Consider the following 18123-nt stretch of genomic DNA (forward strand, 5'->3'; position numbering starts at 1 on the left):
TGTTTTATAATTAGGGCTTACAAGTCATGGGTTTTTACAAGTTCCAAACATGTCCAGAAACATAGTTTCAATATTTCATGGGTCCAATAATGTCAATGTATTTATGGCATATTTTGAATTTTATCCAAATTATAATTAATTTTATTAAGAATACAGATGCATCTCAAATCAAAAATGAATCATTTCCAAAGAAGCGTAGTTGTAGTTCTAGTTGCAGTTTGCATTACAGGGGTATTTGGGATACCCCTAGGAGATCCCAAGTTTCTCATTCAGGCATTTTCCCTTGAATTTTCATTTGTTGCCCTTGCCATAGTCGCTGCTAAAAATTTCAGATATGCGTACATTCCAAATTTCATCATTGCAACAATAGTGATTGTTGGAAATACACTTTCCCCAAAACATATTGAGATCATGTCTACATTACATCCATTTTACAATGGAATTGTATTGATTGTAGGAGGTTACATCTTGCAAGGATTGCTCCTAATTACCAATGCAATGGCTTACAAAAAATACAAGCAGGCCATATCAAATAATAAAACTGTCTAAAATTACAATATGTCATTTCAAGGCCAAACATTTTAGCTGAGAATTAAGAAAAACAACTTAACAACGAGTATATACAACATTTTTTGATACAAAATAGAATGGATGCCAATCTTAGAACACACAAATTCCACGACCTTTCTCAATTTGGATTACGAATTGTAGTTGGTGTGTTCTTCATAGTTCACAGTCAGATGAAATTTGGTAGTGGGTTTGGCGGTTTTCTTCAGAGCATAGGTCTTCCTTCAGAGATGGCAATACTCATAGGATTACTAGAATCAGTAGGAGGTGTTCTTTTGATAGTAGGAGTCCTATCAAGGATAGCAAGTGCAGTAATTGCTATAGACATGCTTGGCGCAATAATTTATGTTAAAAAGGCGCAATCATTTTCAGGTAAAAATGGAATAGAACTTGAATTGTTGGCATTTATCATTTTGTTAACCATAATGGTGTTAGGACCTGGAAGAATATCCTTATCTCATATAATCAAAAAGATACCTCGAATTTTACAATAATTTTCACATTCAGACTAGATTACATCGTATGATGATAGTCTGCTTTTAATTACAAAACTTTAATTTTTTATTACATGACCAAGTCTAGTTTGCGTCATACGTTGTCTTACATTGAGTACGCCCTCGTTATATTTTTGCAAGTGCATAATGATATCATGACCACATCGGATCAAAAAGAATACACGACACACAAAAATCTACAGCCATTGCTTGCATGGGTAATAGGTCTTGCAATCATAGGTGTCATGATGACAGCTGTCTGGCCTGTCTGGAACCTAATTCCACAATACATCACTGAACAAGTCAAGGTTGTTTCAGTGGATCAAAGCGGAGTCTGGGCAGACACTCAAGACAACTATTTGGTAAAACTAACTGGCTCTTACCACAATGTTTCACAAGGTGACCACATCATGGGAACTTATGACCTGAAGATAAAGCAGAGAATGCACACATTTGCCCCATAGAAATGCCATGCCCTGACAAGACACTGGCTTTTTTTTATTATTCAGAAAATCGGAGAGCAAACATGTTCTTGTCATATTTTACATCAATCTTTTTTTGAAACAGTTCCTCAAAAATTAGTTCCAAGATAGTTTTATTATATAATGACCAATTTTTGCCAAGATCATGCTTCATAACAAAAGTATGTGTGCCATCATCAATCATGTGGCTGACATGAACAGACGAGTTTAACATCTGCATTTCAAACCAGTCCATAAATGATTTGGCATCAGTCTCTCCTTTCATAAAGAGTGCAACATCTCGCATCTCGTCCTTGCCCATCGTGCTTGCAATTTCTATTATCTCCTTTTCCTTCAAATTTTGAAAGATCTTGACAAACACTGGCTTGTTAAGACTTACAAGGCCAACTCTTTGCTGATAAATATCCCACTCTAGAAATCGCTTCAAGGCCTGAGTTGCAAGCGTGTTGGTTGTTACTTGATGATTCTTTGCCTCATTCTGAAGCTTGTCAATAATTTCAGTATCAAATCTAAATGTGATAGTGGCTGTTTTTTTCTTGTCAGTTATTTCTTTCATGATATATCCAATCTTTTGTCCATTTGAAAATGATAAACTTGTCGCATGATTTACGGTTCCAACACATACTTTGTCTTACAATGTATACTGCCATGCTTTATTCTAGTTTCACTAATATGTATACATGGTAGAAATAAAAGTCAAGATACAGATTGACGCACCAATAGAAAAAGTCTGGAATGTCATCTCGCAGGTTGATAATGATTCCGAGTTTTGGAATATTACCAAAGTGCAAAGAAACATCTCAAAGAAAGAAAACGAGATAGTGCGAGAGATAATGATAGACAAGATCGACAAATGCAGTCAGACAATAACTTTCCTACCAAAAGAAGCAGTACATGTGAAATGGACAAAAGGAGTGATAACTGGTACAAAGGATATGTCTTTGACCATGCTTGGAAGTGCAACACTTCTTGAAGTCAAGATGGATTATACCATTTCAGGTCCATCTCGCTTCTTCCCTGGAAAGCTAAAGGAAAAACTGCAGATCGAGGCCGAGTATGCGTTAGACCTGATCAAGGAAAAATCGGAGGGCAAGGCGCATTTCATCCCAATGGAGCCTAGAAAATTCTGGGCCGACATGATAAGAGGATAGCGACAAACCCGCAGAACAAAGGAGGAATTTACGCACTGCGGCGTGACGTAAATTAAACTCCACCCGATTTTTTGCTATAATATAATTTCTAGATTTAAAAATATTACACAGTTTGAAACATTACTGATGTTGTTCTTTTTCTGCCGATAAAACAGCTTTACGGATTTTGTTGACTGCGTCCATGTTACATGAAACACTCCTTATCCCCCACTTGACAAGCTGTTTTACCATTTCTGGATTGCTCCCAGCTTCGCCACATATCGAACTCTCAACGTTATACTTGTTACAAATGTCAATTACATGGTGAAGCATGTACAAAACAGATGGATGAAATTCAGAGTGCAACTTTGCAATCTTTGTATTGTTCCTATCAACTCCCAAGGTAAGCATAGTTAGGTCATTTGTTCCAAAGCTTGCAAAGTCAATACCTTCCTTGCAGAATTCTTCCATATCTAATACACAAGCCGGAGTTTCAACCATTATCCCCAAATCAAAATTGTCGCCCATTTCAATTTCATTAGCAATCTCTCTTGCCTTTCTAAACTCATCAACTGAAATTAAAAATGGAAGCATCACATGAATATTATCAAGCCCTTCTGCACGCATTCTCTTTATTGCTTCAAATTCTGCTTTTAGTAATTCAGGTTCATCCAAACTCCTCCTTATTCCGTGCCATCCAAGCATCGGATTATCTTCATGAGGCTCTGCATCCCCACCTTCCAGATTTCTAAACTCGTCACTTCTTGCGTCCAAAGTTCTAACCCATACTGGCTTTGGATAAAATTTAGCAGCTATTGGTTTTATCCCATTTGTCAAAATCTTGATGTATTCCTCAGATCTACCTTCACGAACAAGTTTTGCAGGATGGATTCCAGATTTAGTGACCATGTGTTCTATTCGTAGCAATCCAACACCATCTGTTCTTGAAGCAACATCCATCTTGTCTGCAAAAACAAGATTCACTTTGACTTTGGTTTGTGTTTTTTCAACATGTATTGGTTCACTTGTTTTTGTTGTACTGATAGAAACAGATCCCTCGTAAACTATGCCAGCATATGCATCTACAGTAACAATTTGTCCATCTTTCAAAATGCTTGTTCCATTTCCAGTGCCGACTATAGCTGGCAATCCCATCTCACGTGATACAATAGCAGCATGAGATGTGGCGCCTCCAAGATCTGTTATAATTGCAGCAGACTTGCTCATCTTTGGAACAAGGTCTGGCGAAGTCATTATGGTGACCAGTATATCCCCCTCCTCAATCTTGGCAATCTCGCTGATATTTTTTACAATCTTTACTTTACCAATTGCAATTCCAGGAGATGCGCCCATTCCCTGCAATATCTTGACTCCTGTAATCTTTCCTTCACTTGTCTTTGCCTTTGTTGTAACAGGTCTGGTCTGGACAATTCTCATGTTGTACTGTTCAATTGCAAACTCTACATCTTGGGGTTTTCCATAATACTCTTCGAGTTGTTTTCCATACTTTACTAGTTTAGAAATCTCGTCATCAGTTAGAACTTGGGCACTAATTTTTTCATCAGATATCTTTACCTGAATTGATTTTCCAGTAGCATGATCTCTAACCAGTGCAATTGGTTTTTGACCTATTTTTTTCTCTAAAACTTTTCCTGTTTTATCTACCATGTAATGATCAGGTGAGACCTCACCCAGTACAAGATATTCTCCCAAACCCCAGATGGATTCTATTATCATAACATTTTCTCCCGAGATAGGGTCTACAGTAAACATCACACCTGACTTGTCAGAGTTTACCATTCTCTGTACAACAACTGCTATGCTTGGGTTTTTGAAATTGTTTTTCGCCCTGTAGAAAATGGCACGTGGTTCATAAAGAGATGCCCAGCATTCCTGTACAGATTTTACAAGATTTGCGGCGTGTTTTATATTTAGAAAGCTTGCCTGCTGTCCAGCAAATGATGTTCCAGGCAAGTCTTCTGCAGTAGCAGAACTTCTAACTGCGACAAATTCATCATCATCTTCAGTCAAATCAGCCGCGGATTTATTGTCTGCATGAGACAGTTTCTTGTAAGAAACTATAATCTCGCTCTTTATTTCATTAGGAAAGTCAAGAGAAATAATTAGTTCCTTGATTTTCTTGGAGGTGGACATTAGCATGTTGGTATCCTCAACATTGAGCACCTCTAACATCATCTTGATTTTATCTGAAACACTATGAAACTGGATTAATCTTTCAAATGCAGCTGTAGTTATAACAAATCCTGATGGAACTGGCAGACCGATTCGAATCATTTCTCCCATGTTTGCGCCCTTGCCACCTGCAATAGGGATGTCGTCCTTTGTTACATCCTCAAGCCAGCGAACATATTTCATTGGTTATAGTTGATTCTTGCATGGATAACTATTTTGGCATTATTTCTGCTGGAAATTTTAATTGATAGAACTATCCATCTGCCTCATTGACAAATTATCAATCAAACTTGCTTTTAGTTGAATTGTAAAATTATCATTTGTGATAATTACACTGACAGACTAAAAGGATCATATACACAGTAGGTATCAAGGTAATATCATGTCTCTTCAAATAGGTCATATCAAAGGAATCAGCATTCGTTTACATTTTACGCTAATCATCACTTTTGTCCTAATTGATTGGACTCTATCCACATATTTTATGCCAGATTATGTCAAAGGTCTTAGACCTGTGAGTTACTGGCTAATGGGTTCTGCTGGAAGTGTGCTTTTATTTTTCTCAATTTTATTACACGAGCTAGCACATTCAATGGTTGCAAAAAGGTATAACATACCTGTAAAAAGTATCACATTATTTATTTTCGGCGGAGTATCAGATATTGCAAAAGAGCCTACTGATTTTCATCAAGAGTTTAAGATGTCAATTGCAGGCCCACTTGCAAGTTTTGCATTAGGAGGAATCTTTGCTTTCTTTTACTGGGCCGTCTCAAGTGAAAGTTCTGGCAATGTCATTTCATATCTTGCGCAAATCAAAGGAGTCTTGTTCTATGCTGCAATGGCAAACATCATACTTGGTGCATTTAATCTAGTTCCTGCATTTCCTCTTGATGGCGGTAGAGTTTTACGAGCAGCACTGGTAAGATGGAAAAAGGATTATCATGATGCAACAAAGATTGCAACATCAATTGGCGTACTGATATCATATGCATTCATGGGATTGGGATTTATGATACTCATCAATGGTGATTTTGTCGGCGGTTTGTGGATATTATTAATAGGCTGGTTTTTGCACAATGGTGCCCAGTCATACATGTCACAATTTGAGCTAACATCTGCATTAAAAGGAATAATTGTTGGAAATATCATGAACACTGAAATAATATCTGTTAGGCGGGACATGTCTCTTGATTTTGTACTAGAGAATTTTTTTATGACCAGTATGAAAAGCGAACTCCCAGTAACAGATGAGCGAGGCTATCTTTTAGGAATGATCACTCTAAAGGACACACTAAACATTCCAGAAAATAAAAGAGGTACTGTTACAGTTCAGGATATAATGATTCAAACAGAACATCTTGCAATAATGCAGCCAGATACAGAAGTTGAAAAAGCTTTCATACAAATGGTACAAAAGCGTGTTGGAAAGATCTTTGTATGTGACAAAGATGGAAAACTTTTTGGAGTTGTAAGTAAAACAGACATTATAGAACTTGCAAGTGAGCGACAAAAATATCTTCGTGAGATAAAGAGGACAAGTTCATGAATAATGTAGCAAGTATGTCAAAGATACTCGTTGCAATTGATGGTTCTGAATTATCATTAAAAGCAGCAGATTATGCCATAGAGTTTGCAAAAAAGTACAACTCTAAACTCATTATTTTACATGTCATTCATGTACATGCTGCAGGACTAGCATATGCAACAGAATCGATATTCAAACAATTCATTGAGAAAAGCAAAAAGGAATCTGAAGAGTGGTTTAATGCAATAGGTAAAAAAGCTAAAGAACTGGGAGTAGAAATAAAGGCTGAGACAGTAGAAGAAATCTATTCAGTTCCAGGAGCAATTATCAAACGTGCTGAAGAAGAGGATGCAGATGTCATCATCATAGGCGGTACTGGCAAATCTGGTTTTAAGCAATTTTTACTCGGCAGTGTTGCAACCGACGTGGTAAGATATTCAAAATATCCTGTGTTTGTAATTAAATAGATTGCAATGACAAGTCCCTTTCACAAGTCTCTTACTGCTGACGAAATTAAAAAATCTACAGTGGATGATCTTTTTTTAGTCTTGTCCACAGGAAAAACTGGAATCAATTCTCATGAGGCAAAGAACCGGTTGGAAGAATATGGACACAATGAGATTGAAGAAAAAAAGATAAATCCTTTTAGAAAGCTTCTCGGTTATTTTTGGGGCCCAATTCCATTCATGATAGAGGCAGCTGCAATAATCTCTGCGATTATTTCTCATTGGGAAGATTTTTGGATAATAATATCACTGCTTTTGATAAATGGAATAGTTGCATTCTTTCAGGAACACAAGGCCGACAATGCAATAAATTTACTAAAACAGAAACTATCCATTAGATCAAGAGCACTACGTGATGGCAAATGGGTTGAGCTTTCATCTCAAGAGATTGTACCAGGCGATGTCATACGTGTTCGACTAGGGGATATCATTCCAGCAGATGCCAAACTCTTTGATGGTGAATATCTTGATGTAGACGAGTCTGCCCTTACGGGAGAGTCACTGCCCGTGGAAAAACATGTAGAAGATGTTGTCTATTCTAGCTCCATCGTACAAAAAGGTGAGATGAATGCACTTGTTGTTTCCACAGGGATGAGGACATTTTTTGGAAAGACTGCAAAACTTGTTGGGGAGGCAAGAACTAAAAGTCATTTCCAAAAAGCATTAATGAAAATAGGAAATTATCTTATTGCACTTGCAGTAGGACTAATCGCACTTGTCTTTCTAGTGGCAATGTTCAGACACGAGAGCCTTCTTGAAACTCTACAATTTGCATTGGTGCTAATGATTGCCTCAATACCAGCAGCACTACCGGCTGTATTGTCAGTAACCATGGCTGTGGGCGCAACAGTTCTTGCAAAAAAACAGGCTCTTGTCAGCAAGCTTACTGCAATAGAAGAGATGGCAGGAGTTGATATTTTATGTGCAGATAAAACTGGAACGCTGACAAAAAACGAGTTAAGTGTTGCAGAGCTTGTTACATTTGATAAATTCACAGACTCTGATCTTTTGATGTTTGCTACTCTTGCATCAAGGGGAGAAGATACAGATCATATTGACAATGCAATCATTGCAAGAGCCAAGGCCTCAGGTGTCTTGGAAAAATCCAAGCCTTACAAACAGATTTCTTTCAAACCATTTGATCCAATAATAAAAAGAGTTGAATCCAAAATAGAAGATAATTCGGGAAAAGAATTCATGGTGTCAAAGGGCGCACCCCAATCAATACTTGCCCTTGTGCTAAACAAAGACGACATATCTGCAAAAGTAGATGAAAGTGTAAGAAGACTTGCATCCAAAGGATACCGCTCTCTTGGAGTGGCAAGGACAAATTTGCAAGGAGTCTGGGAGTTTGTAGGAATTATCTCATTGCATGATCCTCCAAGAGAAGATTCCAAGGAGACCATCAAGACTGCCAAGACCCTGGGTATCAATATCAAGATGATAACAGGTGACCACATTGATATTGCAAAAGAGATTGCAAGAGAGTTGAATCTTGGTACAAACATACAAGATGCATCTCAAATAATTGACAAGACAGACCAGGAGATCCAAAGTGTTGTTGAGCAGGCAGATGGTTTTGCTCAAGTCTTTCCTGAGCACAAGTACAAGATAGTAGGGGCATTACAGGCAAAAGGACACATTGTGGGCATGACAGGAGACGGAGTAAATGATGCCCCCGCCTTAAAGAAGGCAGATGTCGGAATTGCAGTCTTTGGTGCAACCGATGTTGCAAAATCTGCAGCACATATCGTTCTTACCCAACCTGGAATTTCGGTCATCATAGACGCAATCCAAGAAAGCCGCAAAATATTCCAGCGAATGAATAATTATGCGATATACAGAATCAGTGAAACTATCAGGATCCTTTTCTTTTTAGTATTTTCCATAATTGCTTTCAGCTTTTATCCAATTACTCCACTGATGATCGTCTTGCTTGCTATCTTAAACGATTTACCCATTATGACTATTGCTTATGACAATGTAAAGATCTCAACTAGCCCAGAGAGATGGGATATGAGAAAAATTTTAGGAATTGCCACAGGTCTTGGCATAATAGGAGTAGTTTCTACATTTGTACTCCTATACATAGGAATGAACGTTTTTGATTTGAAGACAGGTCCATTGCAATCATTAATTTATTTGAAGTTGTCAGTTGCAGGTCACATGTTATTTTTTGTTGCAAGAACGCGTGGTCATTTTTGGACAGTGAAACCTGCGTTGAAATTATTTTTGGCAATCATTGTAACACAGACGATTGCGACAATAATTACTGCCCAAGGAATTTTGGTACCTGCAATAGGATGGAATAATGCGTTATTTGTTTGGGGGTATGCACTGGCATGGTTTTTGATAACGGACTTTGTGAAAGGTCCAATCTACAAGTTGTTGGAACGTAAGGGATCGAATTTGCTCAAGTAGGTTTTCAGGTTTGAGATTAATCGTATGGTTTAAGACTCGAGAAGGTGCTTTCAACGGCAGTGTCACTTTCGTTTCCCCTTACTGCATTTAACAAGATGTTAGAGTCCAATCCATACTATGATTACATGTTAAAGGGATTTGAATTTGCGGTAAAATACAATTCTGCACTTTTTGACGCAGGCTCAAAGGCATTTGAGACTTTTCTTAGTACAAGAAATGGAACAGCACAGAACATAAGAAAAACTATTAGATCTTCCTTTGATGTTACTCTACGAGATGATCTAAACGATGACGCACTGGCATCAAGTATGACAGATTATGTCGAAGCTTGGACAAAACTATGTGAACTTTTTGGATTTAGTCAATTTACTGCAAATTCCTATGACCTCTTCTCTTATGCAAACAGAATGCTTGAACCGTTAAGAGACAACGTCAATCGAACGCCATCGGAGGTCATAGAGATGAAAGGCAGGTTCAATCTGCTCCATTACACATCCGATCTTCCCACTATGCACAAAACCCCTCTCCTTGTAGTAGGCTCGCTTATCAACAGATACTACATTTTGGATCTGTTACCTAATGTAAGCATAATAAAAAATCTCCAAAGACAAGGCTTTGACATTTATGCAACGGATTGGGGAACCCCCAAGTCATTTGACAAGGACTTGACACTTGAAACATATGCAGAAGAATATGTAGAAAATGCAGTAGAAAAAGTCAAGGAAGTAACAGGTGCTGACAAGGTATCACTATTAGGTTACTGCTGGGGAGGAATTTTTGCGCTAATCTATTCTTCCACACATCAAGAGAATGTCAAGAATTTAATTTTGCATGCAACTCCAGTTGACATCAACAAGGAAAAGACAATAATAGAAAACTGGACTGCCCATCTCAATGCCGACAATCTTGTTGACACATTTGGCAATATACCAGGCTGGCTCATCAACCTTGCATTTCTCTTACGTGATCCAGTGCAAACAATACTAAAGTATCCAAGGTATTTCAGCGAACCCCGAAGCCGTGATGAGATTACACAGTTTTTTGCAATTGAGACATGGTTATACGACAGTACACCAATAATAGGAGGAGTTTATCGTGAGATAATTGATCAAGTGTATAGAAAAAACCTTTTGATAAAAAATCAGATGAAGGTAGGTTCCGATATTATAAATTTGAAAAATATTACAATACCAGTTCTGGATATAGTTGGCACCAGTGATGATCTGGTACCTCCATCAGCAAGCACATCTGTAATTAATGTGATAGGTAGTACAGACAAAAAACTAATTGAATTTCCAACAGGACATGTTGGTTTGTGTATAGGTACAGGCGCACATGAGAAATTATGGCCAGAGGTTGGAAAGTGGCTTGCCCAAAGGTCCTAAGATTTTACATGCGGTTTAATTCTTGTAGGCGATAATTTTTCTTCAAGAAAAATATCAACACCATTGAAATTTTATTTGTTTTATTGTAAAATTTGTCTTGAGAGACTCTGTAGTCTTTCTAGTCTTCTGCATGATATTCCAGTTCGATTAGATAACAAACCCAAATTTGCTTTTATCAAATCTCTTATTAACATCATATTATTTCTTGCAAAAGATGCAAGTTCAAATTTGTTTAATCCAAGAATCGTAATGGGATATAGACCCTTTTCTTCAATCATCATTTCAAGACTTTTCTCTGGAGGATATCGCCAAGAAATTATTTTCTGACCTATGCAGCGAGCATATGTTCGTGCGTCATCAGATAATTTAGTATTACATATCAACATCTCATGTTTGTATTTATCTTCAAGATCTAAAAATCTTGCATGCGTATACAAGGATTCTTTGAGTCCAGTATACAGTCCGGATTGATTATGATATTTGCATTCAATTAGATATTTTTCTCCGCTAGAAACAAGCTCTGTAATGAGATCAATTTCATGATGTACACATTTACCTTGTACTATGGCTCCAATTGATAAAACATTATGACCATAGGCACCAAGTATTTCTCCCACATACGTCTCAAATCCATACCCTGCAGGCCCCATTCTCATGATGGATTCTTTTAGGCGATACTTGTGTCGAATTATAGTGCCGTCGTCTTCAATTTTGAGGTAATTTAGAACCATTTTGTAAATTTCAGATGTCTTCATGTCATCGTATATCTTCTGAGATATCCCATCAGCTATTCTCTTTGCAGCCTTTCTGCTTGCCCCAGCCCTGATACATGTTTCTCGTAGTTTGAATTTGTTAAATGGCACTCGGGCACCATTTGCTTTGATAATCCAGATAGTTTTTTGACTCATGATGAGAAACTCCACTCTAGTCGTAAAAAGTTATCTGAGAATTATTGTAGAACATCGTGAACATCCAAGGTTTACAATCAAAGATGAAAATTGTACTCAAATGATATATCCTACAGAAAATAGAAAAATCATGAAAATGCAGTTAAGAGTTGATATTATAGGAATAGAATCGGGCGGAAAACCAATAGTTTTTCTAAACAAGCATGATGCCGACGAGGTTGGGGTGACCGCATTAGGAAGAATCATAGTAAATTCAAAAAGAAAAGAGACAACTGCAATTGTTAATATTTCTACAACTTATGTCAAGAAAGGTTCCATTGGAGTAAATGACGAGGTAAGAAAAAAACTTGATCTTAGACAAAACTCATGGAAAAGCGAGCCAAAATGTTACACGATCTTGGATGGGAATATGCAATGATAGATGTAGTAACTGTAGGAGTATCTGCAGTGCAGACCTTGCGTGAGGTATGTCAAGATTATAGACTTGCAATTCATGCTCATCGAGCCATGCATGCGGCTTTTGACAGAAATCCGAAACATGGAATCACAATGCTAGTTCTTGCAAAGATAATGAGAATGATTGGAGTTGATCAGATACACATAGGGACTATAGTTGGCAAACTGGTTGGAAGTAAAGATGAAGTTCTGGATATCAAAGATGAGATTACATCCAAGAACATACTTGAAAAAAATCTCAAAGGAGAACAGCAAATGCTTTCGCAGGACTGGACAAACTTTAAACCAGTATTACCCATCTCGTCGGGCGGATTACATCCAGGTTTACTGCCATCTGTTATGAATATTCTTGGAGATGACATAGGACTACTTGTAAGCGGAGGAATTCATGGCCATCCACAAGGGACTAGATCTGGTGCAAAGGCTGCAATGCAGGCAATTGAATCTACCATGCAAGAAATACCTTTACAGGTGTATGCAAAAACTCATCTTGAATTAAAGCAATCTCTTGGCAAATGGGGCTTTAGAAAGCCAAAATGAAAGATACCAGTCAAATAAAAAACTGAATTGATTGATTATCATATTTGATATTTAATCGCTCAAGTAAAATACCATGAATTATAGATTATATTCATGGGATTGAAGATAGACGAACTGGTAGTTGGCAATTACATGTCAGAGTATCCCATATCTGTCAAGCCAGAAATTCCATTTGAGACAGTTGTTGATTTTATGAACGAGAGTAGGTTTTCAACATTAATTGTGATGGATGAAACAAACCCAACTCCCATTGGAGTATTTACAGAAAGAGGAATCATCAAGCATGTTGCATCCGGCAAAGCTATGAATCAAAGTATCAAACAAGAACTCATCCAGCCATTTTTTTCAGTCACGCCAGAAACTACTATACTTGAGGCTGCAAAATTGATGATATCTAAAAAGGCAAGGATTTTGGTATTTGCAGATACAGACAAACTAATTGGAACCATCACAGCATCTGACATGCTAAGAGCATTTAGTGAAACAGATAAAGCTCCTAGTCTTGAGAAGGTGATTAGTAAAACAGTCTATCATTGCCCATTTGATACCACGATTTTAGATGCAGTAAAACTCCTTGATGAAAAAAACATCGGCAGCATACTAGTAACACGTGATTCATTGCACGGAATATTTACACAAAGAGATCTGGTCAGAGTTCTTGCAAAAGAAGAAAAACTTGATAACAGTGTAGGAGATTATTCTTCATTCCCACTTGTTACAGCAAAAAAAGACATTTTGGCAAATGAGGCTGCAAAAATCATGTCATCTAACAAGATCAAAAGATTAGGCTTGACAGATAATAATTCCATTGTCGGAATTGTCACTGCAAGAGATATTGTTGATGCATATCAGATGTAGATATTTGTACCATATGAAAAATAATTCAATTTTTGTACCAAGTTTGAGTGATAATTATGAGGTATCTTTAATGGTTAGATCAGCGTAATAGAATAGATGTCAAAAGAAACACTGGAAAGAATTGCCACAATTGAGAACGCAACAAAAAAACAAGTCATAGATGCAATCAAGATGAATAAAAAGGAACAGGATTCACCCGAACAAAAAACAACTTCACCTAATATCATAAAAGACAATACTTCAGAGATAATTGAAAAGATTGATTCCAAAATTCCAACATATGTCAAACTTTATTCTGACCTGTACAAAAAATACCTACACATAACAAGCGATTTCTACACCGCCTCATATTTGGCTCAAAAAGAGTTCTTTGGCAATATGGGAGTAAGTGATACACGACTTGAAATGTTTGACGTCTATTTGGAATCTGTCAAAAAAATGGTTCTACTTCAAATAGACATAAATGAAAACGTGATCCAGTCCTATGTAGGTCACAGGCTTACAGTATTGGAATTTTATGAACAGATGATGAATAGAAACATTAACAATTTTTCAAAGATGTTTTCTTGGTTTAACGAGTACAAGAAATAGTGTCAAAAAAGATATGCAAAAGATGTAAAACAGAATATCAAGAAGAAACAGGGTATCCAATCTGTGATTATTGTTTAAAATATTTGGATAATTGGGAATAGAATTAGAAGGAAATTATATAGCAACCAAGAAAATATTGACGGATCTTGGCTTGAATTCATTAAAACAATTTGCGTGTGTCGTTAGACTCTGCTCTATAGGTACATATTCTTAAAAAAAAGTCTCAATATATGGATTCTAGTAATTTTGAAAATACAAAGGCAATAGAGACAAAAAATCTAACAAAAATATATCATGGAGGCATCAGGGCAGTTGATGATGTAACTTTCTTAGTTCAGCCAGGTGAGATATTTGGTCTACTAGGTCCAAACGGTGCAGGTAAGACTACCATGATCAAGATGATAGTAACTCTAGCCCGCCCCACTACAGGCAACTTGAGAGTTTTTGGAATAGACGCTTCAAAGTCACCAGAGACTGTTAGAAACATGTTGGGATATGTACCGCAGAGCATCTCAGTTGATACGGATCTTACAGGATATGAAAATCTGTTAATATTTTCCAAACTATCCTATGTAGACAAGAAGCAACGTAATGGGAGAATAAAAGATGCTCTAGAATACATGGGTCTAACTGATAGAGCCAAGGATCTTGTCAAGCATTACAGCGGCGGCATGATGCGCAGGTTGGAAATAGCTCAAGCTCTTGTCAATAGACCAAGAATTTTACTTTTAGATGAACCAAGCATAGGACTTGATCCTGCATCAAAGATGCACGTATGGGAAAGCATAAAGCAGCTCAAAGAAAAGTTTGGTACCACAATTTTAATCACAACCCATGATATGAGTGAGGCAGACGAACTCTGTGACAGAATTGCAATCATGTCGGATGGCAAAATAGCAGCTTTGGGAAGTCCCATAGAATTGAAGAAATCTGTCGGCGGAGATGTAGTCACAGTAAATCTCACTGTGGCTTATCCAAGCATTACATTTCCAAAAGAGATAGGAACAATAATGCATAGTAATGAAAAATCCATTCAAATTTTGGCTGAGAACGGAGAGATTGCAATTCCACTTGTTAGTAATTTCTTTCGAGATCAAAAAATTGCAATAGATTCGATTTCAATCAACAAACCAAACTTGGATGACGTTTTCATGAAATATGCTAAAAGGAGACTTCATGAGGAAATTTCCCCACATGCAACCAGTGCCCGTCGCGATTTTGTGAGGCATACAAGATGAATATTGCAAGGTTTCTTTCAAGTGCTGTTACAGTTGCAGAGATGGAGGCAAGAAAGATACGCCATGACACAACTGAGCTTTGGATAAGAATAGTCCAGCCCGCACTATGGCTTATAGTTTTTGGAGTTACTTTTAACAGCATCAAGGCGATGCCAACTGGTAGCTTCTCATACATTCAGTTCATCACTCCTGGAATCTTGGCCCAGTCTGTTTTGTTTATAGCAATTTTTTATGGCATTACAGTCGTATGGGAAAGAGATGTTGGAATAATTACCAAGTTATTATCCACTCCATCCCCTCGTGCATCAATTGTTTTGGGCAAATCACTTTCTGCAAGTCTGAGAGGTATGTTTCAAGCAGTAATGATATTTGCTTTGGCACTTGCACTTGGAGTCAAGATACGACTTGATATACCTGACATACTGGGTGTTTTTGCAGTGGTGATTTTATTTGCCATGTGTTTTTCAAGTCTATCCATGCTACTTGCATCATTTATGAAAACTCGAGACAGGATGATGGGAATTGGTCAGGCACTTACCATGCCACTTTTCTTTGCAAGCAATGCAATATACCCAATTTCAGTAATGCCAGTTTGGCTCCAGTATGTATCCAAAGTAAATCCGCTAAGCTATGTAGTGGATGCAATGAGGTCCATGCTGCTATCTGGAAGTTATGAAAATTTGCCAATTGACATATTGGCATTACTTGTTGCTACTGTTACTTTTGTAGCACTTGCTTCAATAACAATCAAGAGATTACTAGAATGATTTTTTACTACAATTATGATGTAATCACGTGATCATCCAAGTCAACTATGGAGGAGGTTGTACGATGAGCTGGCCTCTCATGGTAGGTTGGTGGAATGTGCAAATGTAAGCAAATGTTCCCGTGGTATTTGCATCAAATGTTATGGTTTTATTCTCACGTGGATGTACAATAACATCAACGTTGTACGGTTTGTCATAGATAGTAAATGAATGATTATCTCCGCCAGGTTCTTCAATGTTAAAAAAGTGAATTACAACTTTATCACCTTTGAAGACTGCGATGACAGGCATACTGTAAATATCATGCGGCATTCCCATTTCAGTCTCATTAAAACCAGGTATTTCACTATCAAACAAGTAAAATTCTTTCTTTTTTCCAACATATTGTTGCGCAGTGTTATTTGGTTGGAGAGTGTTCTGATTATTTGTATGCGATGTGGCCAAGAGTGGGATTGTTACAGCAAACAAGGCAACAGCAATTGCAATTGCAGTAATAGATATGCCCAGTATTATTACAGTGACAGTATTTGAGGCCAACAAGAATTGTTGCTATTTCAGTATTTTAATGATGCCTACCATTTTCATTTATGAGAATGGAAGGTAGTGTATTATGCAGCATACAGAATTGATTTCTATGAACAGAAAATATCTATTAACACCAAGTATGACAAGAATGATGTAATCATGGTCGAATCATCAATTACTAATTATGTACTTGTTGCTGCACATGTCATAGTTGGATCTATTCTCATTTTCTTTGCCATAAAAGCATTCAAGAGAACGAAATATTTTCCCATGGCCCTCCTAGTAATAGGATTCACACTGTTGGTCCTTGGAGAAACTGTCATTGAATACATATTTGCATTTACCGGCGAGAGTGTAGGAAAAATAATTGAAGAAGGATTTGAGATAGCAGGATTCATTGTACTAATCATAGCAGTCAAGAAAAGCTAGAAAATGACAAACGATGATGAGATCCTAGAAATACTGGGAGATGAATACAGCAGAAAGATTCTCTCAATACTTGCAAAAAATGAGATGAATGCGCTTGAAATATCTACAAAACTTGGCATCCCTGCATCGACTACCTATAGGAAGATAAAAAATCTGGAAAGTCTGGTCCTCATAAAGAAAACCAAAGTTATTCGTACACTAGAAGGCCTTGACGAAAGTTACTACAAGAGCCTAGTCTCAGGCATAGAAGTAAAATTTAGATATGGTGAGATGTCCTGTAAAATTGAAAAATTCACCATGGATGAAAAGATACAAAGACTATGGGAAAAATTCTCAGAAAAATGAGTTGATTTTATTGTGGAATAGTTATCTTTGCCTTCTTCCAGTTTTGCAACAGCAGTAAAGATATCACAACTATAGAACCCTGAGTAATCTTGGCAAGTATGTCTACTAGACCTACATCCTCCTGTATGCCTACTATTGGAAGGCTAACAGTTCTTGATACAACATACAATCCAATCAGGGCTATTGAGACAAGACTTGCTATGACATATGGGGCCCTGCTGTGGAGGTTGTTCTTTATCATCCATATTCCAAGTGGCAGATATACAATTGCCGCAGTTGCAAAAAGCATTGTCTGGATCTGGCTTGGAAGATCACTTGATTCTTGCATTTGAGAATATGCTGTAACAAAATAGATTCCGCTGTTTCCAAGTACTAGAATTACTATAATCATGATGAACTGTTGTATAGATTTTTTCAATATTCGTAGTTGGAATTATGTATTTAATTATCTAACTACCATTTTCATCAGCGAGAATGATACAGGTATTTTACAAAATCTGTAACACTGTGATGTGATTATGCTGATTCAGTCAGAACACTCGAATCTTTTTGCACTGAGATTATAGGGTTAGATCCTAAAATAAGATTTGTTAGAAATAATTAATGATAAATGTATATTCATCACTGAAAATAATTCGGCTTATTTGTTTTGGAGAGTGGGTGGCAGATGAGCAATTAACAACAACATATATCCTTGCAGGGGATCAGGCAAAGCCATTTTCTCATTCTGCCACTTCATCACATGTAATTGGCATTTGTCATT

General features: G+C 37.1%; 21 protein-coding genes. 16 read left to right on the forward strand and 5 right to left on the reverse strand.

Annotated elements, in window-relative coordinates; genetic code table 11:
* The first annotated feature begins 174 nt into the window (after window positions 1–174).
* The 3 genes from C0Q33_RS01225 to C0Q33_RS01235 all read left to right on the forward strand — a co-directional run bounded on the left by C0Q33_RS01225 (window position 175) and on the right by C0Q33_RS01235 (window position 1525).
* Window positions 175–549 carry a hypothetical protein gene (locus C0Q33_RS01225; protein WP_133120968.1) on the forward strand — a complete coding sequence of 125 codons (375 nt, stop codon included), beginning with the start codon at window positions 175–177 and terminating at the stop codon, window positions 547–549.
* Window positions 550–632: 83 nt separating this feature from the next.
* Window positions 633–1061 carry a DoxX family protein gene (locus C0Q33_RS01230; RefSeq protein WP_245867277.1) on the forward strand — a complete coding sequence of 143 codons (429 nt, stop codon included), beginning with the start codon at window positions 633–635 and terminating at the stop codon, window positions 1059–1061.
* Between the two features lie 155 nt (window positions 1062–1216).
* Entirely contained in the window at window positions 1217–1525 is a 309-nt protein-coding gene (locus C0Q33_RS01235; protein ID WP_101476788.1) for a hypothetical protein, read from the forward strand.
* Window positions 1526–1562: 37 nt separating this feature from the next.
* On the opposite strand, the gene C0Q33_RS01240 is transcribed toward C0Q33_RS01235, so the two are convergent.
* On the reverse strand, window positions 1563–2099 hold the full coding sequence (locus tag C0Q33_RS01240; RefSeq protein ID WP_101476789.1) for a hypothetical protein: 537 nt from the start codon (window positions 2097–2099) through the stop codon (window positions 1563–1565).
* Between the two features lie 124 nt (window positions 2100–2223).
* On the opposite strand from C0Q33_RS01240, the gene C0Q33_RS01245 reads away from it, so the two are divergent.
* On the forward strand, window positions 2224–2694 hold the full coding sequence (locus tag C0Q33_RS01245; RefSeq protein WP_101476790.1) for an SRPBCC family protein: 471 nt from the start codon (window positions 2224–2226) through the stop codon (window positions 2692–2694).
* Between the two features lie 120 nt (window positions 2695–2814).
* On the opposite strand, the gene ppsA is transcribed toward C0Q33_RS01245, so the two are convergent.
* A complete protein-coding gene (gene ppsA / locus C0Q33_RS01250; protein WP_101476791.1) occupies window positions 2815–5049 on the reverse strand; it encodes a phosphoenolpyruvate synthase in 2235 nt (744 codons plus the stop codon).
* Window positions 5050–5248: 199 nt separating this feature from the next.
* Here ppsA and C0Q33_RS01255 point away from each other — a divergent pair, with 199 nt between their 5' ends.
* The 4 genes from C0Q33_RS01255 to C0Q33_RS01270 are packed head-to-tail and all read left to right on the forward strand — an operon-like array spanning window position 5249 to window position 10703.
* Complete coding sequence (locus C0Q33_RS01255; RefSeq protein ID WP_101476792.1) at window positions 5249–6412, forward strand: site-2 protease family protein; 1164 nt, start codon at window positions 5249–5251, stop codon at window positions 6410–6412.
* Window positions 6409–6858 (forward strand): universal stress protein, encoded by a 450-nt coding sequence (locus tag C0Q33_RS01260; RefSeq protein WP_101476793.1) that lies wholly within the window; start codon window positions 6409–6411, stop codon window positions 6856–6858. Before C0Q33_RS01255 ends, C0Q33_RS01260 begins: the two co-directional genes overlap by 4 nt.
* Before the next feature lie 6 nt (window positions 6859–6864).
* Entirely contained in the window at window positions 6865–9318 is a 2454-nt protein-coding gene (locus C0Q33_RS01265; RefSeq protein ID WP_101476794.1) for a plasma-membrane proton-efflux P-type ATPase, read from the forward strand.
* 44 nt (window positions 9319–9362) lie between these two features.
* The gene (locus tag C0Q33_RS01270) at window positions 9363–10703 is read left to right on the forward strand and encodes an alpha/beta fold hydrolase (protein WP_101476795.1); all 1341 of its coding nucleotides are present in this window, start codon (window positions 9363–9365) and stop codon (window positions 10701–10703) included.
* An 80-nt stretch (window positions 10704–10783) separates the two neighbouring features.
* Here C0Q33_RS01270 and C0Q33_RS01275 read toward each other — a convergent pair whose 3' ends face one another.
* Window positions 10784–11611 carry an ATP cone domain-containing protein gene (locus C0Q33_RS01275; RefSeq protein ID WP_101476796.1) on the reverse strand — a complete coding sequence of 276 codons (828 nt, stop codon included), beginning with the start codon at window positions 11609–11611 and terminating at the stop codon, window positions 10784–10786.
* Here C0Q33_RS01275 and C0Q33_RS01280 point away from each other — a divergent pair.
* From C0Q33_RS01280 to C0Q33_RS01305, 6 genes are all read left to right on the forward strand, one after another.
* On the forward strand, window positions 11610–12029 hold the full coding sequence (locus C0Q33_RS01280) for a hypothetical protein (RefSeq protein ID WP_101476797.1): 420 nt from the start codon (window positions 11610–11612) through the stop codon (window positions 12027–12029). The genes C0Q33_RS01275 and C0Q33_RS01280 overlap by 2 nt on opposite strands.
* Entirely contained in the window at window positions 11978–12607 is a 630-nt protein-coding gene (locus C0Q33_RS01285; RefSeq protein ID WP_101476798.1) for a RuBisCO large subunit C-terminal-like domain-containing protein, read from the forward strand. Before C0Q33_RS01280 ends, C0Q33_RS01285 begins: the two co-directional genes overlap by 52 nt.
* A gap of 93 nt (window positions 12608–12700) precedes the next feature.
* Entirely contained in the window at window positions 12701–13465 is a 765-nt protein-coding gene (locus C0Q33_RS01290; protein ID WP_101476799.1) for a CBS domain-containing protein, read from the forward strand.
* A gap of 96 nt (window positions 13466–13561) precedes the next feature.
* Window positions 13562–14056, forward strand: coding sequence for a hypothetical protein (locus C0Q33_RS01295; RefSeq protein ID WP_101476800.1), 495 nt, complete (start codon window positions 13562–13564; stop codon window positions 14054–14056).
* Window positions 14057–14286: 230 nt separating this feature from the next.
* On the forward strand, window positions 14287–15294 hold the full coding sequence (locus C0Q33_RS01300) for an ATP-binding cassette domain-containing protein (protein ID WP_101476801.1): 1008 nt from the start codon (window positions 14287–14289) through the stop codon (window positions 15292–15294).
* Window positions 15291–16061, forward strand: a complete 771-nt coding sequence (locus C0Q33_RS01305; RefSeq protein ID WP_245867278.1) for an ABC transporter permease — start codon at window positions 15291–15293, stop codon at window positions 16059–16061. Before C0Q33_RS01300 ends, C0Q33_RS01305 begins: the two co-directional genes overlap by 4 nt.
* A gap of 45 nt (window positions 16062–16106) precedes the next feature.
* Here C0Q33_RS01305 and C0Q33_RS01310 read toward each other — a convergent pair whose 3' ends face one another.
* The gene (locus C0Q33_RS01310; protein WP_133120969.1) at window positions 16107–16598 is read right to left on the reverse strand and encodes a cupredoxin domain-containing protein; all 492 of its coding nucleotides are present in this window, start codon (window positions 16596–16598) and stop codon (window positions 16107–16109) included.
* A 66-nt stretch (window positions 16599–16664) separates the two neighbouring features.
* Between C0Q33_RS01310 and C0Q33_RS01315 the strand changes: the two genes are divergently transcribed.
* Together C0Q33_RS01315 and C0Q33_RS01320 are read left to right on the forward strand one after the other, a co-directional pair.
* Window positions 16665–17015 (forward strand): DUF7521 family protein, encoded by a 351-nt coding sequence (locus tag C0Q33_RS01315; RefSeq protein WP_245867279.1) that lies wholly within the window; start codon window positions 16665–16667, stop codon window positions 17013–17015.
* Window positions 17016–17018: 3 nt separating this feature from the next.
* Window positions 17019–17360 carry a winged helix-turn-helix domain-containing protein gene (locus tag C0Q33_RS01320; RefSeq protein WP_101476803.1) on the forward strand — a complete coding sequence of 114 codons (342 nt, stop codon included), beginning with the start codon at window positions 17019–17021 and terminating at the stop codon, window positions 17358–17360.
* A gap of 7 nt (window positions 17361–17367) precedes the next feature.
* On the opposite strand, the gene C0Q33_RS01325 is transcribed toward C0Q33_RS01320, so the two are convergent.
* Window positions 17368–17778, reverse strand: coding sequence for a hypothetical protein (locus tag C0Q33_RS01325; protein WP_101476804.1), 411 nt, complete (start codon window positions 17776–17778; stop codon window positions 17368–17370).
* Between the last annotated feature and the right edge of the window lie 345 nt (window positions 17779–18123).

It is taken from the genome of Candidatus Nitrosotalea bavarica (assembly GCF_900167955.1).
Taxonomy (GTDB): Archaea; Thermoproteota; Nitrososphaeria; order Nitrososphaerales; family Nitrosopumilaceae; genus Nitrosotalea; species Nitrosotalea bavarica.

Coding starts and splice junctions, on each gene's coding strand:
- C0Q33_RS01225 (WP_133120968.1), top strand. CDS start 175: ATGAATCATTTCCAAAGAAGCGTAGTTGTAGTTCTAGTTGCAGTTTGC.
- C0Q33_RS01235 (WP_101476788.1), top strand. CDS start 1,217: ATGACCACATCGGATCAAAAAGAATACACGACACACAAAAATCTACAG.
- C0Q33_RS01240 (WP_101476789.1), bottom strand. CDS start 2,099: ATGAAAGAAATAACTGACAAGAAAAAAACAGCCACTATCACATTTAGA.
- C0Q33_RS01245 (WP_101476790.1), top strand. CDS start 2,224: ATGGTAGAAATAAAAGTCAAGATACAGATTGACGCACCAATAGAAAAA.
- ppsA (WP_101476791.1), bottom strand. CDS start 5,049: ATGAAATATGTTCGCTGGCTTGAGGATGTAACAAAGGACGACATCCCT.
- C0Q33_RS01255 (WP_101476792.1), top strand. CDS start 5,249: ATGTCTCTTCAAATAGGTCATATCAAAGGAATCAGCATTCGTTTACAT.
- C0Q33_RS01260 (WP_101476793.1), top strand. CDS start 6,409: ATGAATAATGTAGCAAGTATGTCAAAGATACTCGTTGCAATTGATGGT.
- C0Q33_RS01265 (WP_101476794.1), top strand. CDS start 6,865: ATGACAAGTCCCTTTCACAAGTCTCTTACTGCTGACGAAATTAAAAAA.
- C0Q33_RS01280 (WP_101476797.1), top strand. CDS start 11,610: ATGATGAGAAACTCCACTCTAGTCGTAAAAAGTTATCTGAGAATTATT.
- C0Q33_RS01275 (WP_101476796.1), bottom strand. CDS start 11,611: ATGAGTCAAAAAACTATCTGGATTATCAAAGCAAATGGTGCCCGAGTG.
- C0Q33_RS01285 (WP_101476798.1), top strand. CDS start 11,978: ATGGAAAAGCGAGCCAAAATGTTACACGATCTTGGATGGGAATATGCA.
- C0Q33_RS01290 (WP_101476799.1), top strand. CDS start 12,701: ATGGGATTGAAGATAGACGAACTGGTAGTTGGCAATTACATGTCAGAG.
- C0Q33_RS01295 (WP_101476800.1), top strand. CDS start 13,562: ATGTCAAAAGAAACACTGGAAAGAATTGCCACAATTGAGAACGCAACA.
- C0Q33_RS01300 (WP_101476801.1), top strand. CDS start 14,287: ATGGATTCTAGTAATTTTGAAAATACAAAGGCAATAGAGACAAAAAAT.
- C0Q33_RS01305 (WP_245867278.1), top strand. CDS start 15,291: ATGAATATTGCAAGGTTTCTTTCAAGTGCTGTTACAGTTGCAGAGATG.
- C0Q33_RS01320 (WP_101476803.1), top strand. CDS start 17,019: ATGACAAACGATGATGAGATCCTAGAAATACTGGGAGATGAATACAGC.